A 17576-nucleotide genomic window follows, 5' to 3' on the forward strand; every position below is an offset into this window, starting at 1 on the left:
TATTAGATAAAAAAGGATTACAAAAAATAACCCGCCTGCACAATTTAATGTGCAAACGGGCATTTCATTGGTGAATCCCCTGCCTGTGGCTGGGGATGCTCTACCTGTGCATTCTGCTGCTCGCTGCTTCGCAGCTCTGCGGCAGATGCCACGCCATCTTTCAGGGTATACACCTGATCCTGATGGAAAAAGTTCGGTTTCACGATCTCATTCCGATAGGAGCTGTGGAAAATATGCGTTGTCGCCGGAGATACCGGCGAAATCAGCCACACCCAATCTCCGGTCAGTTCACGCCCGGCCTTCTCTTCCCGCTGTTCAAATAACTCGAACTGCGCTGCCGCCGTGTGGTGATCCACAATGCTCACGCCTGCTTTTTTGAACGAATGCAGCACAGCCACATTCAGCTCGACTAACGCTCGATCCTTCCACAATGTCGTTTCACTCGACGTATTCAATCCAAACGCTTCCGCCACCGCAGGCAGCTTGTTATACCGAAACGTATCCGCCAGATTACGGGCGCCGATCTCGGTACCCATATACCAACCATTGAACGGTGCTGCTGGATAAGATATACCGCCAATCTCCAGTCGCATATCCGCAATCATCGGCACACCGTACCAGCGCATGCCAAGCTCCGCAATCTCTTCCCGCTCCGGGTGTTCGATAAGAACTTCCACAATCTCTTCTTCTGGCACAACATACCACTCTGGGGCTTGTCCTTGTGCCTGAATAATGAGCGGTAACACATCATAAGGGCTACCTGCCCCTTGCCAGCCAAGTGAGATCGCCGCCTTGGTCAGTTCCACCGAAGCAGGATCTCCAATAATACCTTGCTCTGTCTCATATCCGGCATAACGAATGAGCTGATGATTCCAGAGTCGTACTGGAGCTCCATTCGGCCCATCGGGTGGAAGGATAGTAATCATCGGGATTACTTTACCACCGTTGGATGCCACATGGATATGATTCAGCACAGCTTCCGCTGCCGTTCCTGCCGTATCGGCATGACGCGCATCAACGATCCGCAATTTATCCCAGAACAGCCGCCCGATACAGCGGTTGCTGTTCCGCCATGCCATTTTACAACCCTGCTCCAATTCCTGTGTGGTATGCACATAGGTACCCGTTACTTCGATCTCGCCCATAACGGCAACAAGCCGGGCCTGCGCGTCTTCACGCGAATGACCCAGCTCTGCATAACATGTATATATAAACCGTTCAGCTTCTTCCTGCAATTGTTCCAGGTCTGACCGCATCATTCATTCCACCATTCTGTACATCTTGGATGCCATCATTATACGGCAAGCGCACTGGATTTGTAAGCGAACGGACAGTTTGTTCACGGACTCTACATATCGTTGTCAGGATGAAGGGTAACTTTGCTTATTTGCCCAGAAATGCGTTTAACATCCAGACCTCTTTATCCAGCGCAGCGGTAAATCCAATCAGCATGTCTTCTGTTGCGTTATCCTCTGCTTCTCCCGCTTCGTGAATGCCTTGATGAATCACTTCCACCATCGTGCGTAGATCAGCAACCACCGACTCTACCATACGCTCAGCAGGCAACTGTCCCTGTACCTCTTCAATCGGAGACAGACGCAGCTGTTCAGTCATCGTAGCCACCGGACGTCCACCAATAGCCAGCAAACGTTCTGCAACTTCGTCCATATTCGCCGTAGCCAAGTTGTACAGCTCTTCGAATTTGGCATGCAGTGTGAAGAAATGAGGTCCTTGGACATACCAGTGGAAGTTATGCAGTTTCGTGTATAGTACAGACCAGCCTGCGATCTGACGGTTCAGGACCTCTTGAAGTGCTGTGGCGTTGTTAGCAAAAGTATTGTTTCTAGTTTGGATTGTGCTCATTGAATTTATCCCCTCTCGAATATAAATAATAGAATTTGGATTTTATGATGGATTGCTTTGGTTGGCTTATTTTAATTTAGACTTAATCTAAATCTTGTTTTAATTATAACACCGCATATACGGTTTGGGAAGGCTTTTACACTGTCTTGTAAATGAAGATTCCATGAAGCTGAGCTTCATCCTGTAACAGTATAGAAAGCTTAGTTACACTCGCCACACGGCTGATCAATGAGGGTGTGTAGTACTACCTGCACCAGATCTCACTTTTTATTTATACCTCCAATTACGCTCACATACTGCGAATATTCTCACAGTGCACATAACGCAAAAACAGCCCTTCATCTCCGCGAGATGATAGGACTGCATGAACGCACCTGTACAACTTTTATTGACGAACACACTCAAAAGTCAAAATACGACTGATCTCTTCATAGCTGGATGCTACAAAATGAGGTTGATGATCGGACTCCGGTAGCGCCGCCCGATGGTTGAACCAGATGACTGTCCAGCCTGCATCCACTGCACCTACCACATCATTACGCCACGAGTCTCCGATGTAATAGCTGGAACGGGCATCTGTCCCGGACTGCTTACTCACATATTCGAACAACCTGCGATCCGGCTTCGCATACCCAGTTGTACCGGAGATGAAAATCAGATGCTCATCCACGAGACTGAGCACATCCAGTGCTTCAAGCTTGCGCCGCTGGTGCTCTCCTTCTCCATTAGTGATCAGACCAACGGTATGACCTTCTGCCTGAAGCCTTCTGATCAGCTCATACGCTCCTTCAAAAGGTACAATCTCGAACTGTCTGCTCAGATACTGTGCTTGCAGTTTTTCAGCCTGTCCCGATTGTAGAGGGAGTCCAAACTCCTCCATCGTCAACTCAAACCTCCGACGACGCATTCGCTCTACTGCATCCGGTTCTGGTACAGCGGATAGATCTTCTTGTGCAGACAGCCAGTCACTGTAATAACGAAAACGGTGATAGGCCTCAGCATAAGGGAAATCATCCGGTAGGCCGAGAACGTCCTGCAACGCGCCACGAAGCGGCTGCAAGTGATCATATAACGTATCATCCACATCGAAAAATATCGTTTTAACTTCATTTTTTATATTCATAGTTGTTACCGATCCCCCTGCTCCTGTCTCAAGCATGCTCTTCTTACTACTATATATGTAATCCTATGCCTCGTCCAAAAGGGATTTGTTGCGTGATAACTTCTACTCCAGAACAGTGCCCATAATAACGCTTAGACCAGAATTGATCGGACGGCTTTATATGTTAAAATAAGGATGATTAAATCTGAGGTGATGACGATGTTCAATTCAAAATTCTTCTTCTATTAGTTGTGCTCAAGGCACTGGCTACTCAAGCCAGAATTTAGCCCGGTACAACGGGGATGAAGATGTTCACACAGGAAGAGATTCAATCGTGGGAAAATGAAACAGCTTTCGCACAGAGACACAACAAGAAGTTCATTGATCCAAGAAAAGTAAAGCTGAAAGATCACCGTAAAGGAATCAAGAGCACGCATTACAACAAAGAATGTAAATCTGCTCGTAAACATGATTATCGTCTGTATAGAACCAAAATGAAGCGTCTCATGTACCAGGAGCAATATGATCTTCTGCACAACTATAAACGAACGAGCGGTTGGCTAACTTGGTAAATCAAAGATATAAGGAGTAGTCCTTACATCATCGTGTCCTGCTATTTATGATGAATAGCAGGACACGATGATGGGGGACTATTTTTCCATTGGAGTACATAGTCTTGCTCAAATGATAACCGTGGACAATCAATGATTGCCTCATCCCAGTTACTGGAATATAATTTATTAAAGAACACATCCAAAATGATACAAAGGTGGAATGAACATATGAGTACTTCTGTAAAGAAATGCACTGATTGTGGAAGCACGTCTTTCGTACAGGCATCCGACTTCATCAATCTTCGTCCATTGGATAAGAAATTATCAATTGGTTCGGAAAGAGTATATACCGTTTGTTTGGATTGCGGGGAAGTGATCTCCATTAAGGTGAAAAATCCAGAGAAATTAAAATAAGCGGGATTCGGATTATATATAAGTACACGAACATGATAATACGAATATGAATCCGTGAAAAAGAAGCCCCGGCTCACCTGAGTGAACTGGGGCTTCTTTTTCTTATAGAACACACAAACGATATAATAACGAATAATCGAATGGAACATCGCAAGCAGACCACCAGAGGTGTCTATCTCACTTAAACAATCAACGATACAACCTTACCTGCATTCACATCAATCAAGCCATGGTCCGTGATCTTCAGTGCCGGACTTACCGCAAGAGAATGAGTACTGATCGACATGATCGGGTTGTAATGTACATATCCAAGAGACAACATCGCTGCTCTCAGTTCCTTCACTTGATGGGATACCACTGCCAGTGGTTCTTCCGTCAAAATGCCACCTACGGGAAGTTCCAGATGGGATAGCACCTTGCCGTCTTCCACCACACAGAAGCCACCCTGGCTCGAAATTACTGTGTTAGCTGCCAATATCATATCTTCACGATTACGTCCTACAACCAGCAGGTTGTGATTGTCGTGTGAATATGTTGTTGCAATGGCGCCGCGTTTGATGGTGTCTCCACCGATCAGACCGTGTGCATGATTGCCGTTCACGCCATAACGTTCAAAGGTTGCGATCTGCGCATATCCGCTTTCTTCCCATAACAATTCGCCATCCGAAGACTGTATCGGTGCAATATGTTCTTCCACAAAAGTAGAACCATCCTTCACCATCATGACACGGCATTGGTATTCACCTTCACCAGCGAGTTCAACACCAGATCCACTGACTTTCGGGTCTGACAACTGAATTGCAAAATCTGCTACACCCAGCTTATCCAACTGCACACTCTTATAGAAGTGAGGTGGAAATTGCCCGATTACTCGTTCTTGCTTATACGGTTCGGAATTGTCATAAGCTTTGCGGCCGTTTTTGTACACCTGATCAATAGAGAGTTCCTCCAGGTTGGATAGTAACACATAATCGGCCACTTTGCCTGGGGCCACGCTGCCACGATCGGTCATTTTCATCCGCGAAGCAGGGGTAGAGGTTGCTGCATAGATTGCATCTTCAGGACGCATCCCCATCTGAATTGCTTTGCGTACGATATGATTCAGATGACCATGCTCCACCAGTGAATCCGGCATCACATCATCCGTTACAAAGCAGAAATGCTGCGCCACATCATGTTGAATCAGGTACTCCATGACTTCCGGGGTCATCGATTTCTCCTGAATTTCAATAAACATACCTGCCGCAATCCGCGCCTGTAATCCCTCAATGCTCTGATGGGTATGATCGGAATCGATACCTGCGTAGATCAGTCGATGCAGATCGAGTCCAAGCAGTTTCGGTGTGTGACCTTCTATCACAAGATCAGGATAGTTTTTGCGAATATGCTGTAAAATCTGGTTCGTCTTGCACTCTGGATCACGGATGACATCGACATAGTTCATGATCTCGCCCAGACAGATGATCTCGCCAGTCGCGAGCAACACATCCATATCTTCAATCTCAATCGAACCACCTGTTGTCTCCATCGGGGTCGCTGGAACCGAGCTTGGGATCGCATAGAACATGTCCACGGTCGTCTCCCGACTCGCAGCCATCATCTCCTGCACACCTTCCAGCCCGAAGACATTTGCCATCTCATGAGGTTCAGCTACAATGGACGTTACCCCGCAGCCAATCAGACCATGAGAGAAGGTTTCCGGTGTCACCATCGTACTTTCGATATGCAGATGGATATCGATCAAGCCAGGAATCATGTATCTTCCCCGCGCATCGATGACTTCATCTGCCTGAATCAACTCAGGTCCGCCGGGTCCAACATATAGGAATCTGCCGTCCAACACAGCTACGTTGTTCATTTCAAACCGTTTATAATAACTGTTATACACATGTACATTCATAATTAGTTGATCTGCACGCATGGGGCATAATCTCCTTCTTCACAAACATTTCACCGCGATTCGGACTGGACAATGAACCTGTACTTTAATCTGATGCAATGCACTTGATTGCGTACCACTGCCTCGTCCGGAATCATCGTATGAATTGTCTTCTTTACTGCTCTTATTTCCTCAAGCTACTCCCTACATTTACGACTACTCTACCAATACAAGCTTGTCCTGTGGGAAAATCAGGCTAACACGCTGCCCACTAAGGTACGGTGTTTCCATCTCCTGATTTGCTGTGAAATCACCGAGTTCCGTCTCAATTACATACTGATAGCTGCGTCCCAGATACGTGCTGACTTTGATAATCCCCGGCAAAGCATTCACCACATCCGCAGAAGTATCTCCACTAACGATCAGATCATCCGGGCGAATCGCGCCTTTACGAGCACCGGGACGTGCTGTTCCAGGATGAGCTGTTGCCGTAAACGTGCGGCCACCTGCATGCAATGTGATGAGTTCACCTGCATCGCTGCGATCCGCAAATTCAATGAAATTATGGAACCCGATAAACCGTGCGACAAACTCCGTTGCCGGATATTTAAAAATCGTTTCCGGGCGGTCGAGCTGCTCGACCAAGCCTTTGTTCATAATCGCTACCTGATCCGAGATCGAGAAGCACTCTTCCTGGTCATGAGAGACATACAGCGTTGTAATGCCCAGCTCTTGCTGAATGCGGCGAATCTCCACCCGCATGTTGAGGCGCAGGTTGGCATCCAGGTTACTGAGTGGTTCGTCAAAGAGGAGCAGATCAGGCTCAATCACCAATGCGCGGGCAATCGCCACACGCTGACGCTGTCCACCAGACAGTTCTTGTGGAAAACGTTTCTCAAATCCATTCAGGTTAACGACTTCCAGGATTCGCATCACACGGGAAGAGATATCCTTGTCTTTCACCTTGCGCATCCGCAGGCCAAAGGCCACGTTGTCATAGACAGACAGATGCGGGAATAACGCATAACTCTGAAATACAAATCCGAAGTTCCGCTTGTTCGCCGGAACCTTCGTATAATCCTTGCCGCCGAACATAAACTTGCCCTGTGATGCTTCCAGAAATCCGGCGATGAGGCGCAGCGTAGTTGTTTTGCCGCAACCGCTCGGTCCGAGCAGGGAGAGCAGTTTACCTTTTTCCAGCTCCAACTGAAAATCCTTCAGGATTGTCTGCTTATCGTATGCCACGGATACGTGGTCTAATGTCAGCAATGCCATAGCGTTCTGCGCCTCCAATTAACGTTTAGTAAAGTATGAAAATCCGCCCATGATCCGTTCGATCACGAACATTAAGAGTCCGGTCAGTACCATCAAAAGCACGGAAATCGCTGCAATCGTTGGGTCAAAATAATTCTCCACATACGTCAGCATCTGGATCGGTAATGTGCTTACCCCTGGTCCGGTCATAAACACCGAGATGTCCACGTTGTTGAAGGACTCCAAGAAGGCAATCAACACCGCGGCGATAATTCCTGAGCGGATGTTAGGAAGCACGATCGTGAAGAACGTTCTTACCCGTCCCGCACCAAGACTCAGCGCAGCTTCTTCCACTGCAAAGTCAAAGCTCGACAGACTCGACGCGATAACTCGAATGATAAATGGAAGCATGATAATCGTATGACCAATCAACAATCCGAGGTACATCGGCAGATGGTAGATTACGATCAGGTATTTCATCAATGTAAAACCAAGCACGATTCCCGGAATCAGTACCGGGGACAGGAACAGTGCGTTCAGCACGGACTTGCCTTTGAAATCGTAACGACTAAGTGCATACGCAGCCGGAACTCCGAGCACCAGTGCCAACAGGTTCCCCAACAGGGAAATGATAATGGACGTCTGGAATGTGCGGAGGAAACCGCCTGTGTTGAAAATATTCTCATACCAGCGGAGGGAGAACCCTTCCGGCGGAAATTTGAGTACCGTTCCCGGTTCAAACGAAGTGACCGATATGATCAGAAGCGGGCCCAGCAGAAAGATAAAGACCAGCAGACTGAACAGGCCCAGCCCGATATGTTTCTCCCGCATATGTCTACCCCTTCGGATTTAAAGTTTTGGCCATTTTGTTCATGACACCGACGACGACAAATGTAATCACAATCATAATCGCGGCAACAACCGAGGCCAGATACCAGTCGTTGAGGGTCATGGCGTTCTGATACAGGAACGTAGCAATTACACGCTGCTTGCCTCCAAGGAGGGCAGGTGTGGTATACGCCGTTAGGCTTCCGACAAAGACAAGCACGGCTCCGATCACAAGTCCTGGCACAGCCAGTGGGAACACGACCCGGCGGAATGCCGTAATGCGCGATGCACCCAGACTTTGTGCTGCTTTGAGCAGGTCACCGTCAATGTTCTCAAGTACACCGACCAGAGAGATAATCATCAGTGGCAGGAACAGATGCGTCAGACCAATCATCATCGCTGCCGGCGTGTACAGAATATCCAGCGGCTTGTCCACGATGCCCAGGCCAACAAGGGTGTTATTGATCAACCCTTTGCGTCCAAGAATGATCATCCAGCTGAACGAGCGCACGACCGGGCTCGTCAGCAGTGGGAAGATCGCCAGTGCCAGCAAAATGCCTTTGCGGCGCGGTGCTTTCTGCGAAATATAATAAGCTGTCGGGAATCCGAGCACCACACAGACGATGGTGGTGACCACGCTGACTTGCAGCGTCGTAAGCAATATTTTCAAAAAGTATGGGTCTCTGAAAAAATGCATGTATCCTTCAAACGTGAAGGAGTTTTCTTGGAAAAACGTCGACCCGATCGTCAGGACAATCGGAATGATCATAAATGCCGCCAAAAACACGAATCCCGGCAGCAATAGCCAGTAGATTACTGATTTCTTCATCGCGATACTCCTGACTTGTAAATTTAATTCGAGATTGATACTTGAGTACTCCGATTGCAGTACCGTCCTTCGATCCCTGTTATCCCCCGATTTATTGATTCACTTTCATAGGTAAAAATCGGGGGATAAAGGGGAACGCTTCGCTTCTCCAGATCGGTTCTGCACTCTCCGCAATCGTATAAATATCTAATTGGGGCAGAGCAACTACGCGTTTAACGCGTTGATAAACAGTTCAAGGAATGCTTCTGCGTCTACGGTTTCGCAGACGAGGGTATTGGGTTGCTCGCCCAGACGGTTTTGGAAGTCGCATATCATCTGGCCATCGCACAAGCGGCTGGCGGTTTCGACATCGACATAATACGATTTGCGTCCTACCAGTTCCGGGGCAAGGGCTACGCCCACGGCTAATGGATCATGTAACGCGCAAGCGCGGACACCGTTCATTTGTTCATAACGGTTGATGTAAATCTCCGTGCTCTGAGCCACGTACGCGCGCAGTGCAGGATCAGTGAGACGCTCAATCGTTGCTTCATTCAGCAGCGTTTGACGCGTTACATCCAGTCCCACTTGGGTAAGCTTCTCGATGCCTGCATGCAGTACGATGCGTGCGGCCTCTGGATCAGCGTATGTGTTGTACTCGGCGGTTGGTGTAATGTTGCCATGTCCGCGAACCACACCACCCATGAAGATGACTTCCTTCAATAAAGAAGGTAATTCAGGACACTTCATCAGCGCGAGTGCCAGGTTCGTTAAGGGTGCGGTCATAATTAAGGTCAGCTCGCCTGGATACAACTTGGCTTGCTCCACGATAAAGTCTGGCGCAAAACCTTCCTCGGCTTTCTTAGACACGGCCGGATCAGGCAGTGCACCGCCCAATCCGTCTTGTCCATGTACCCGGTGTTCATAATGCGACTTGCGAGTGAGTGGTCCAGCTGCTCCGGCAATCACCGGAATCGCTGGTGCACCCGCGAGTTCAAGAATTTTGCATGTATTCTCTGTTGCCTGCTGGAGTGATACGTTCCCACAGACCGTGGTGATGCCGAGGATGTCCAGCTTCCGGCTTTTAACTGCCAGCAAAATCGCCAGTGCATCGTCAATACCCGTGTCCACATCCAGAATGATGCGATTCAGCGCTTCACTCATCCGTTCTCAACTCCTATGCGGTGATATGGTTGCTTGCTGCAAATGATATAAGTTCAACATGTTGATCAAAGATAACTTTTAAGAAACTCGGTTTTTTTATTGTGCAATTTCACGGTTCCAGCGATCTGTCCAGCCTTTAACCTGTTGATTCACAAATTCCATATCCAGCTTGTTCAGCTTCTCAACAACGTCAGCGCCATATGTTACGCCTTCTGCTTCTTCAGCAGTCAGTTCAACCTTGGTGTTTACCGGGGAATCGACTTTAGCTTTGGCAGATTTCGCTTGTACATCCTGACTCAGCTGCCAGTTGATGAACTCTTCAGCCAGCTCTTTGTTTTTGCTTCCTTTTACCACATTGATCGTGTTCATCACGGCATATGCACCTTCGCTAGGTGTAACAAACTTTGCATTAGGAATAGCTGCTTTCAGATCTTTGAAATACATTTCCATGATCGGTCCGCCTGCAATCTCTTCCTGGGAGAACATGTTCACGAACTCGGACGTTTGACTATAGAATTTCACCACATTGCCGCTCAGTTTTTTCAGTTCAGCAAATGCCGCATCTTCATTAAACGTATCATTTCCAGCTACACGGGAAGCTGCATCCACAACCATTGGGCCAGCCGTTGCCGTAATATTCGGGATCGTCAGGTTACCTTCGAACGCTGGGTCCCACAGGTCACTCCATGAAGTCACTTCTTTGGATACGAGGTCCGGGTTATAAGCGATACCGAGCTGTCCAACCGTGTAGGCCGGGCCGTAATCTTCACCAAGTGGTGCTTTGGCAATATCATAAATGTCATTTACATTTGGAATTTTGGAGCGATCGATTTTCTCAAACAGACCTTCATCAATACCTTGTTGTGCATAGTAGTCAGAAAGGTAGATGACATCGACATTCGATGTACCCTGACGGATTTTGTTCAGACGTTCAGCGTTATTGCCGACTTCGAGCACGATGTCTACATTATGTTCTTTTTCAAAAGGACCAAATACCGATTCATTGAAGAAATCTTCCGAGAATCCCCAAGTGGAGATAACCAATTTGGTAGCTGCTGTTCCCCCACTGCCTGATCCGCCTGTTGCATCCTCTGTGCTGCCACAACCTGCAAGTAATACTGATGTCATTGCCACTGCTGCCAAACCGCTAATCCACTTTTTCATCATGATCCTGATTCCCCCTGATATATGTGATGTGTATGAAAAAACAAAAAGAAAAGTGCTCTTGTATAAACAAGAACACTTTTCTTCGTAAACAAAGGAAAGCGACACCCGCTGCCGGTACATCATCGGTTTCTGCTTCAGAATCAATCCGAAGACAGACGCCATCATATGAAATTGTACGGAACCTGATCATGAATCCGGGCCATAACCACCGTATACATCAACAAGAATCAATCCTGCCGATCCATTCTTAGGCCTGTTCCAGAATCACATTCGTGATCGCCCACTGGGTGGACGCATCATAATCCCGCAATATAGCTTCAATTGGCAAACCCATGTGTTGCTCGAGCTTCTCCCGGAATTTCTTCTTATATAAGACAGACATGCGGAAGTCCACTTCCAGCTTTAAGCCGGGGGCCTCCCCTTCCAGGGCGTCAGAGCGCGGTGAACGTCGGTGCTTCGCGTAGAAGGTCACAATATTCTGGTCAATGGTCACTCTCAGGAGAGTGGTGCCAAATCCGAACAGTTCCTTCGAAATTTCGTTATAATACTGGCACATCTTCTTCTTGCTCTCATTGCTGTCCAGTAGTTCCATGAACTCACCCACATCTCTTACTACCGTACATTCGACGTGTTAACACGATTGATTATACATAAATATACGATCATAGGCAACCCAAAAGATATAGTTAACATGAGAATAACACATAAAAGCGAACGATGAGACATTATCCGCCGAAAACAATTCGTCTTATACTACAGTGAATTTACATTAATATGCCTGCATATCATTCCTATACTATTATTGCTTCTAATCCCCGCTTTAATACACAGCATTCGAGGCTTCGTTTCAACTTTCGCTCTGTAGGGGTATTAATTCCTGCGAAACATAGACAAACTTCGTCATCAACCGTTAAAATGAGACACAATGTTTACCTGTTTTTATTTTCTAGAAATTGGAGGCTTAACCCATGAAATGTCCAGTATGTAATCATGAAAATGGAGATGCCCATTTTTGCGAGAGGTGCGGCTCTAATCTAACTCAAACAACCTCTTCGCCATCTCCTGTACCGAACCCGGAATCTGCTGCTGCTTCAGAACCCGAATACACCCGTTGGTCCAGTACGCAAGCCACATCTTCACAGGCACCCGTTCCATCCAACACACCATCTGTCTCTACTCAGAAGCAACAGTCTACAGATTCAACAGACACCCAGGATCATGCTTCTGCAGGAGACAACAGCTCCAATCAGTGGAATAATATCGTGCAGAATGAGAAAGTTCAGCAAGCCAAAGAAGTAAGCAAACAGTATCTATCCTATTTCCTCAGTGTATTGGCCCGTCCTTATCAGGCAATGAAAACCGTTGGTGATCAGCATTCACTAAACGGATGGCTAACGATGGCGCTGATTGCAGTCCTATCTTCTACATACTTCTTAATTACCTTTAGCCGTATAGGCATGGATGGCTTGTTCATTGGTGGATTTATTCGGCCGCTGTTGTTCACCGCCATTATCCTAATTGCCTCGATTGCACTGATGTACGCTATTCTGAAGATTGAAAAAATAACATTCCGTCCCAAAACGTTGGTTGCCCAGTTCGGTACATTGCTTGTTCCTGCTGTCGTATCCCTTGTTCTGGCGAATCTGTTTATCATCATCTCGTATTCCATCGCGATCTCATTGCTCGCTGTCTCGTATATCATTATCTTTGTCGCTCTGAACTCGGTGCTATTCCAATATCCACTGAATCGTACCAAAGCAGCCATCGACAGCATGTACAGCGTGCTGATCGCCAATGTGGTCGTGTTCTTTATTGTGTATCGCTTGTTGGGTGAAGTTATTATGGGACTGATCGGATTGATGATGTCACCGTTTGGCCGTCTGTAAACGGGTTTAGTTGGAATAAAGCTGATTTACACTTGTTACTTCGATGACAGAACAACCTTCCGATCGCTGTTATCTCCAGATTTTTTTTAATTCACTTTTACAAAGGTTGAAAATCTGGTGATAAAGGCGAACGCTTCTGCTTCTTCAGGTTCTTTCTGTCCTCTACGTTTTCGTGTAAATGGTTATTCCAATAAATATAAATTTTCTGACTCTTTAGATTCATACTAGGCTTTCCCTGCTCACGCCGGGAAGGTCTTTTTTATGTTTTCTAAGACATCGTTGCGCTGGGCATATGTCATACACTATAATGTGTAGTGCAATAGGTATGTTCTTATTTACGTAACAAACCGATTCAGCAACGCCCGTTACGTCATGAGATCATTCAACATTGCCATTAACACTACGACATGTAGTGTATCGATCACTCATTTTACAAAGAAAGCAGAGGAACTCTCTATGGACATGACTCATATGAATCATATGCAAATGGAACACGAGACAGGCACTTCCTACCTGTGGCTTATTATAGGTGCAATCATGTTACTGTTCTCCATCGCCGCCTATATCTGGGCATCACGCACACAAGGCAAAGTCCTGGGCCATATGAAAAAGAAGGAACGGGCAGACATCCAGAAAAAAAGTCGGTCCCTCCGGCTGGTTGCTCATGCATTGATGGCTGTGTCAATTGTTACGCTTGGTCTGTTCTTCCTGCAGGGTGCAGGGGCAAAATATGATGTAGCCGATCTGGACGCCAATGCGACAATTGATGTGACTGACGATAAATACTATGGGGCAGACCATACAGAGGACCCCATCCAGTATGAGATGAAGATCCCGACTTCAGGGCCGCATAACCCGCATGATATCAAGTTTGGATTTTACACCGACTTCCCGGGCTATAATTACCTGGTACACAATCTGGAGCATGGGGATATCATCATCTATTATCGTGAGAATGCAAGCGAGGACTTGAAGGAGCATCTGAAATACCTCGTCAAATTCCGCGAAGCCGGAGCAGGTATACTGGCCGTACCCAACAAAGACATTCCGGAAGGCAGTGAAGTCGTCGTGACTGCTTGGACCAAAACGATGAAGCTCGATCAATTTGATGATGCCAAAGTGGGTACTTTTATCAATAGGTATATTAATCAGGGACCTGAAAAGATCCCTGCCTCCATCCGCCAGGGCGGCGGAACGATGTAATAACGTTGTATAGGATTAAAACGTACTTAGCTCCCGAATCTGATTGACTCGGGGGCTAATTCTTTATCGCCCAGATGCCGATATTCCAATTAGAAAAGTGAACATTGGAAATACCATACATACGAACCAAAGAAGAACGGCCTATACCAATGTAAAGAGACACAGAGACGATTCATCCAACAGATCAAGGGGGAACACTTTTACCAATGAACAGTTTGTTTATGCGGATCTTTTTATTTTTTTCCTGTCTAATGCTGGCCTCGGGTGCGGTTCTTGGCATTACCATGTACCGCTCATCAGCTCAACTGGTCGAGCAGTCCATGGGCATGCAGGCACAGGCTGTGGCCGAACGGGCAGCAGCATTGATTGATACTTCCCTGTACGCACCACTCAGTACCGGACAGGATGAGACAGCGTATTATGGCACATTGCGTGAACAGCTCAGTCAACTGCGTGAAGCCAATGGGCTCAAGTATCTGTACACACTCGGTACACGCGAAGAAAATGGAACGGCTACGTATTTCTACGTTGTGGATGGGGCTGCTGCCAATGTGGCAGAGGATGACTTCTCCCCTTACGGCTCTGCAGAAGAGACCCCTTATGAGGGTATGCTACAGGCTTTTGAGCAGAACGAACCTATTCGAGGCGAACTCACCCAGGATGAATATGGCGCTACCATTACAGCGTATGTACCCATTCATGGGACTGACGGGAAAGTGCTGGGGCTGGTCGGTGCGGATTTGGACTCCACTGCGGTCTATGAACTGATGTCTCGCAACCGTATGACCATGATCTGGACAGCGCTGGCGATTGTGCTGCTCAGTGTCTTGTTGGTGTATGGATTCGCCCACTACTTGACCCGTCCATTGGTGAAGCTGAAGAAGTTAATTGCTCAGGTGGGAAAAGGCGACTTGACCGTCAACGTCGAACTTGGACGAAAGGACGAGGTCGGACAGCTAGCTTCTGAATTCAAACATCTGGTCACAGGTACACGGGATGTCATGACCGGTATCCGTCAAAGCTCCGATTCTCTGCTACAGGCTGCAGAGGGAGTATCCAAACATTCACAAGCGACTGCGGAAGCCAGTCAGCGCATTGCCGAGCATACGAATCATACAGCCAGTGGAGCTGCTGAACAGGTGGCTCGTGCGGGCGAAGTTACAGTAGCCATGGAAGAAATTACGCGTAGCATGCAGCACATTGCGAATTCTTCCTCCATGGTCGCAGATGTCTCGCAGGAAACAACCAATAACGCAGTACAAGGTCAAGCCAACATCAACACAGCGATGGACAGCATGGACAAAATTCATCAGGCGAATGTGCAGATGGTCGCCTCCACCTCCCAACTGGAGCAGTATTCCGATAAAATTGAGTCGGTAGCACATCTAATGAAAGGTATCGCTTCACAGACCAATCTGCTCGCACTTAATGCGAGTATTGAAGCCGCTCGTGCAGGAGAGCATGGCAGCGGGTTTGCGGTGGTTGCCTCAGAGGTTCGCAAGCTTGCGGGGGAATCAGAGCAGTCTTCCCAGCATGTCACCGAACTGATCGCCGAGATGACACGCCAGACTGCCCTGTTGTCGGACCATATGTCGGCCAGCACTTCAGCTGTACAGTCTGGTCTCGCTGTTGTTCAGGAGGCAGGCCGTTCGTTCACATCCATTCATACCGGGATTGAGACGATGAATGAACGTCTGCACGAAGTATCCGCAGCATCCGAGCAACTGTCTGCCAGTGCAGAAGAAGTGTCCGCTTCCGTGGAGGACATGGAGCATATCTCGCGTGAATCCTCTTCGAGTATCCAGAAGGTGTCGCACGCTACCGGAAGCCAACTTCAATCCATGGATGAAATGAGTGCATCCGCAGAATCTCTGCGGGTATTATCCAGTGAGCTGAACGGATTGATTAGTCGATTTAAAATATAGCGAGCAGCTTAGGATGCTATATAGATTGAACTAAAGAATATTCACACATGCCACTTCGATGACAGAACAACCTTCCGATCGCTGTTATCCTCAGAATTTTTTTTTCAATTTTACAATGGTGAAAATCTGAGGATAAAGGCGAACGCTACGCTTCTTCAGATTATTTCTGCCCTCTACGTTCTCGTGTAAAATAATTAGTTCAATCTTTAAAATCAGCCCACAACAAAAAAGCCGCACGGCAGGGACGGGAACATGGGGTCAACCCCATTTCCGGACACTGCCTGCGGCTTTATTTTTGTTGTACCTTTAATGTTGGCAAGCCTTAAGGCTGCCTGAATTAGTAGCGCTGCGGAGCAGCTTTTTTACCCAAATCCGTCATATACGTAAAGAACGCTTCCGGATCGGTATCATACACCAGTTGTACTGGGCGTCCGTCTGCTTGCTCCACCGTGCGGCCCTGGCTAGGACCATCCGGGATGACAATACAGTTTACCGTTTTCTTCTTCACGATGTCCTCGCGTCCAACGGAAGCCGTTGTCAGCACATCCCACAGATAGTATGTGGAATTCGTCTCACTGTACACCAGTGGCGGACAACCTGCGTAACAGTTACCCAAGAAGTCAACGCCTTCAAAGCGACGCTCTGCTGCCCAGCGGTTACGAACGGCTGGAGTCAGAGGTACTTTGTTCGTGCTTTCCAGTGCAACCAGATCGATCTGGATACCGCTCTGCCATACACGGTAAGCCGCTTCCGGGTCCCAGAATACATTCCATTCAGCTGTGCCGTCATGCTCAGGCTCTTCTACGTTACCAAGCTCGAATGTGCCGCCCATCCATACCAGCTTGTCGATTTTCTCTTCAATGTCTGGTGCTTCGTCCAGTGCACGCGCAAGGTCCGTCAGTGGGCCTGTGAACAGAAGCAACGTTTTGCCTTCGGTATTGCGCACTTTCTCGATCAGATGCTGGTGTGCCGGAACAGCAGAAAGTGGCGCTTCCATTTTGCCGGATTCGTTCAGTACAGGAAGTGCATCTACATAGAAGGAGTGCAGTCTCCACGCCGCAGGAAATGGATTTTTCCCTCTGGAGTTGGATTTGGATACCTCTACGGAATATGTACCGAAACGATCGATGATTTTACGGCTGGCATCTGTTGCTGGCTCCAGATATCCGTCTGCCGGAATAACCGATACACCGGTTACATGTACATTGTCCATTTGCAGAAGCATGAACAGCGATACGAGGTCATCCACGCCGCCGTCATGGTTAAAATACACATTAAGTTGGTTCGTCATGCTTGCTTTCATCCTTCCCCTGGTTGTCCCATTGTTGTTAATTCATCCGCCTGCCCTAAGCCGACGCTTCCTCTATTATGTCCCAAAACCCTTGGCTACGTAAACCTTCCCCATGCAAAGAAAACAAGGATCACACCTCATCATGCGGATATTTTACAGTTCCACCATTCCATCTCAGGAGGACATACCGTTCTACTCTCAATGCTATAAAAATAAAGAAATGGACAGCAAGCTTGAA

The 17576-nt window shown here is 47.5% G+C and carries 15 protein-coding genes; 4 read left to right on the forward strand and 11 right to left on the reverse strand.

What is annotated here, in order from left to right; genetic code table 11:
- Positions 1-44: 44 nt before the first annotated feature.
- The 3 genes from MKX75_RS27295 to MKX75_RS27305 all read right to left on the reverse strand — a co-directional run bounded on the left by MKX75_RS27295 (position 45) and on the right by MKX75_RS27305 (position 2986).
- Complete coding sequence (locus MKX75_RS27295; protein WP_339170617.1) at positions 45-1256, reverse strand: nitric oxide synthase oxygenase; 1212 nt, start codon at positions 1254-1256, stop codon at positions 45-47.
- A gap of 127 nt (positions 1257-1383) precedes the next feature.
- Positions 1384-1863, reverse strand: a complete 480-nt coding sequence (locus MKX75_RS27300) for a DNA starvation/stationary phase protection protein (protein ID WP_339167569.1) — start codon at positions 1861-1863, stop codon at positions 1384-1386.
- Between the two features lie 385 nt (positions 1864-2248).
- A complete protein-coding gene (locus tag MKX75_RS27305; RefSeq protein ID WP_339167570.1) occupies positions 2249-2986 on the reverse strand; it encodes an HAD family hydrolase in 738 nt (245 codons plus the stop codon).
- 287 nt (positions 2987-3273) lie between these two features.
- Here MKX75_RS27305 and MKX75_RS27310 point away from each other — a divergent pair, with 287 nt between their 5' ends.
- Complete coding sequence (locus MKX75_RS27310) at positions 3274-3537, forward strand: hypothetical protein (RefSeq protein WP_260986603.1); 264 nt, start codon at positions 3274-3276, stop codon at positions 3535-3537.
- A 577-nt stretch (positions 3538-4114) separates the two neighbouring features.
- Here MKX75_RS27310 and MKX75_RS27315 read toward each other — a convergent pair.
- The 7 genes from MKX75_RS27315 to MKX75_RS27345 all read right to left on the reverse strand — a co-directional run bounded on the left by MKX75_RS27315 (position 4115) and on the right by MKX75_RS27345 (position 11625).
- The gene (locus MKX75_RS27315; protein WP_339167572.1) at positions 4115-5854 is read right to left on the reverse strand and encodes an adenine deaminase C-terminal domain-containing protein; all 1740 of its coding nucleotides are present in this window, start codon (positions 5852-5854) and stop codon (positions 4115-4117) included.
- Positions 5855-6028: 174 nt separating this feature from the next.
- Entirely contained in the window at positions 6029-7087 is a 1059-nt protein-coding gene (locus MKX75_RS27320; protein WP_339167574.1) for an ABC transporter ATP-binding protein, read from the reverse strand.
- 18 nt (positions 7088-7105) lie between these two features.
- Positions 7106-7897, reverse strand: coding sequence for an ABC transporter permease (locus MKX75_RS27325; protein ID WP_062836822.1), 792 nt, complete (start codon positions 7895-7897; stop codon positions 7106-7108).
- Positions 7898-7901: 4 nt separating this feature from the next.
- Positions 7902-8723 (reverse strand): ABC transporter permease, encoded by an 822-nt coding sequence (locus tag MKX75_RS27330; protein ID WP_036612869.1) that lies wholly within the window; start codon positions 8721-8723, stop codon positions 7902-7904.
- Positions 8724-8927: 204 nt separating this feature from the next.
- Positions 8928-9854, reverse strand: a complete 927-nt coding sequence (locus MKX75_RS27335) for a nucleoside hydrolase (RefSeq protein ID WP_339170618.1) — start codon at positions 9852-9854, stop codon at positions 8928-8930.
- A 108-nt stretch (positions 9855-9962) separates the two neighbouring features.
- On the reverse strand, positions 9963-11030 hold the full coding sequence (locus MKX75_RS27340; RefSeq protein ID WP_145149710.1) for an ABC transporter substrate-binding protein: 1068 nt from the start codon (positions 11028-11030) through the stop codon (positions 9963-9965).
- Positions 11031-11280: 250 nt separating this feature from the next.
- On the reverse strand, positions 11281-11625 hold the full coding sequence (locus tag MKX75_RS27345; protein ID WP_017691786.1) for a Na-translocating system protein MpsC family protein: 345 nt from the start codon (positions 11623-11625) through the stop codon (positions 11281-11283).
- A 376-nt stretch (positions 11626-12001) separates the two neighbouring features.
- Here MKX75_RS27345 and MKX75_RS27350 point away from each other — a divergent pair, with 376 nt between their 5' ends.
- The 3 genes from MKX75_RS27350 to MKX75_RS27360 all read left to right on the forward strand — a co-directional run bounded on the left by MKX75_RS27350 (position 12002) and on the right by MKX75_RS27360 (position 16047).
- Positions 12002-12919 carry a hypothetical protein gene (locus MKX75_RS27350; protein ID WP_339167576.1) on the forward strand — a complete coding sequence of 306 codons (918 nt, stop codon included), beginning with the start codon at positions 12002-12004 and terminating at the stop codon, positions 12917-12919.
- Positions 12920-13390: 471 nt separating this feature from the next.
- Positions 13391-14122, forward strand: coding sequence for a DUF3105 domain-containing protein (locus tag MKX75_RS27355; RefSeq protein ID WP_339167577.1), 732 nt, complete (start codon positions 13391-13393; stop codon positions 14120-14122).
- Positions 14123-14328: 206 nt separating this feature from the next.
- A complete protein-coding gene (locus MKX75_RS27360; RefSeq protein ID WP_339167579.1) occupies positions 14329-16047 on the forward strand; it encodes a methyl-accepting chemotaxis protein in 1719 nt (572 codons plus the stop codon).
- Between the two features lie 337 nt (positions 16048-16384).
- On the opposite strand, the gene MKX75_RS27365 is transcribed toward MKX75_RS27360, so the two are convergent.
- Positions 16385-17338 carry a nucleoside hydrolase gene (locus tag MKX75_RS27365; protein ID WP_339167580.1) on the reverse strand — a complete coding sequence of 318 codons (954 nt, stop codon included), beginning with the start codon at positions 17336-17338 and terminating at the stop codon, positions 16385-16387.
- Between the last annotated feature and the right edge of the window lie 238 nt (positions 17339-17576).

Origin of the sequence: Paenibacillus sp. FSL R5-0341, from assembly GCF_037975235.1 — a bacterium.
In the GTDB taxonomy this organism is placed as follows: Bacteria; Bacillota; Bacilli; order Paenibacillales; family Paenibacillaceae; genus Paenibacillus; species Paenibacillus amylolyticus_A.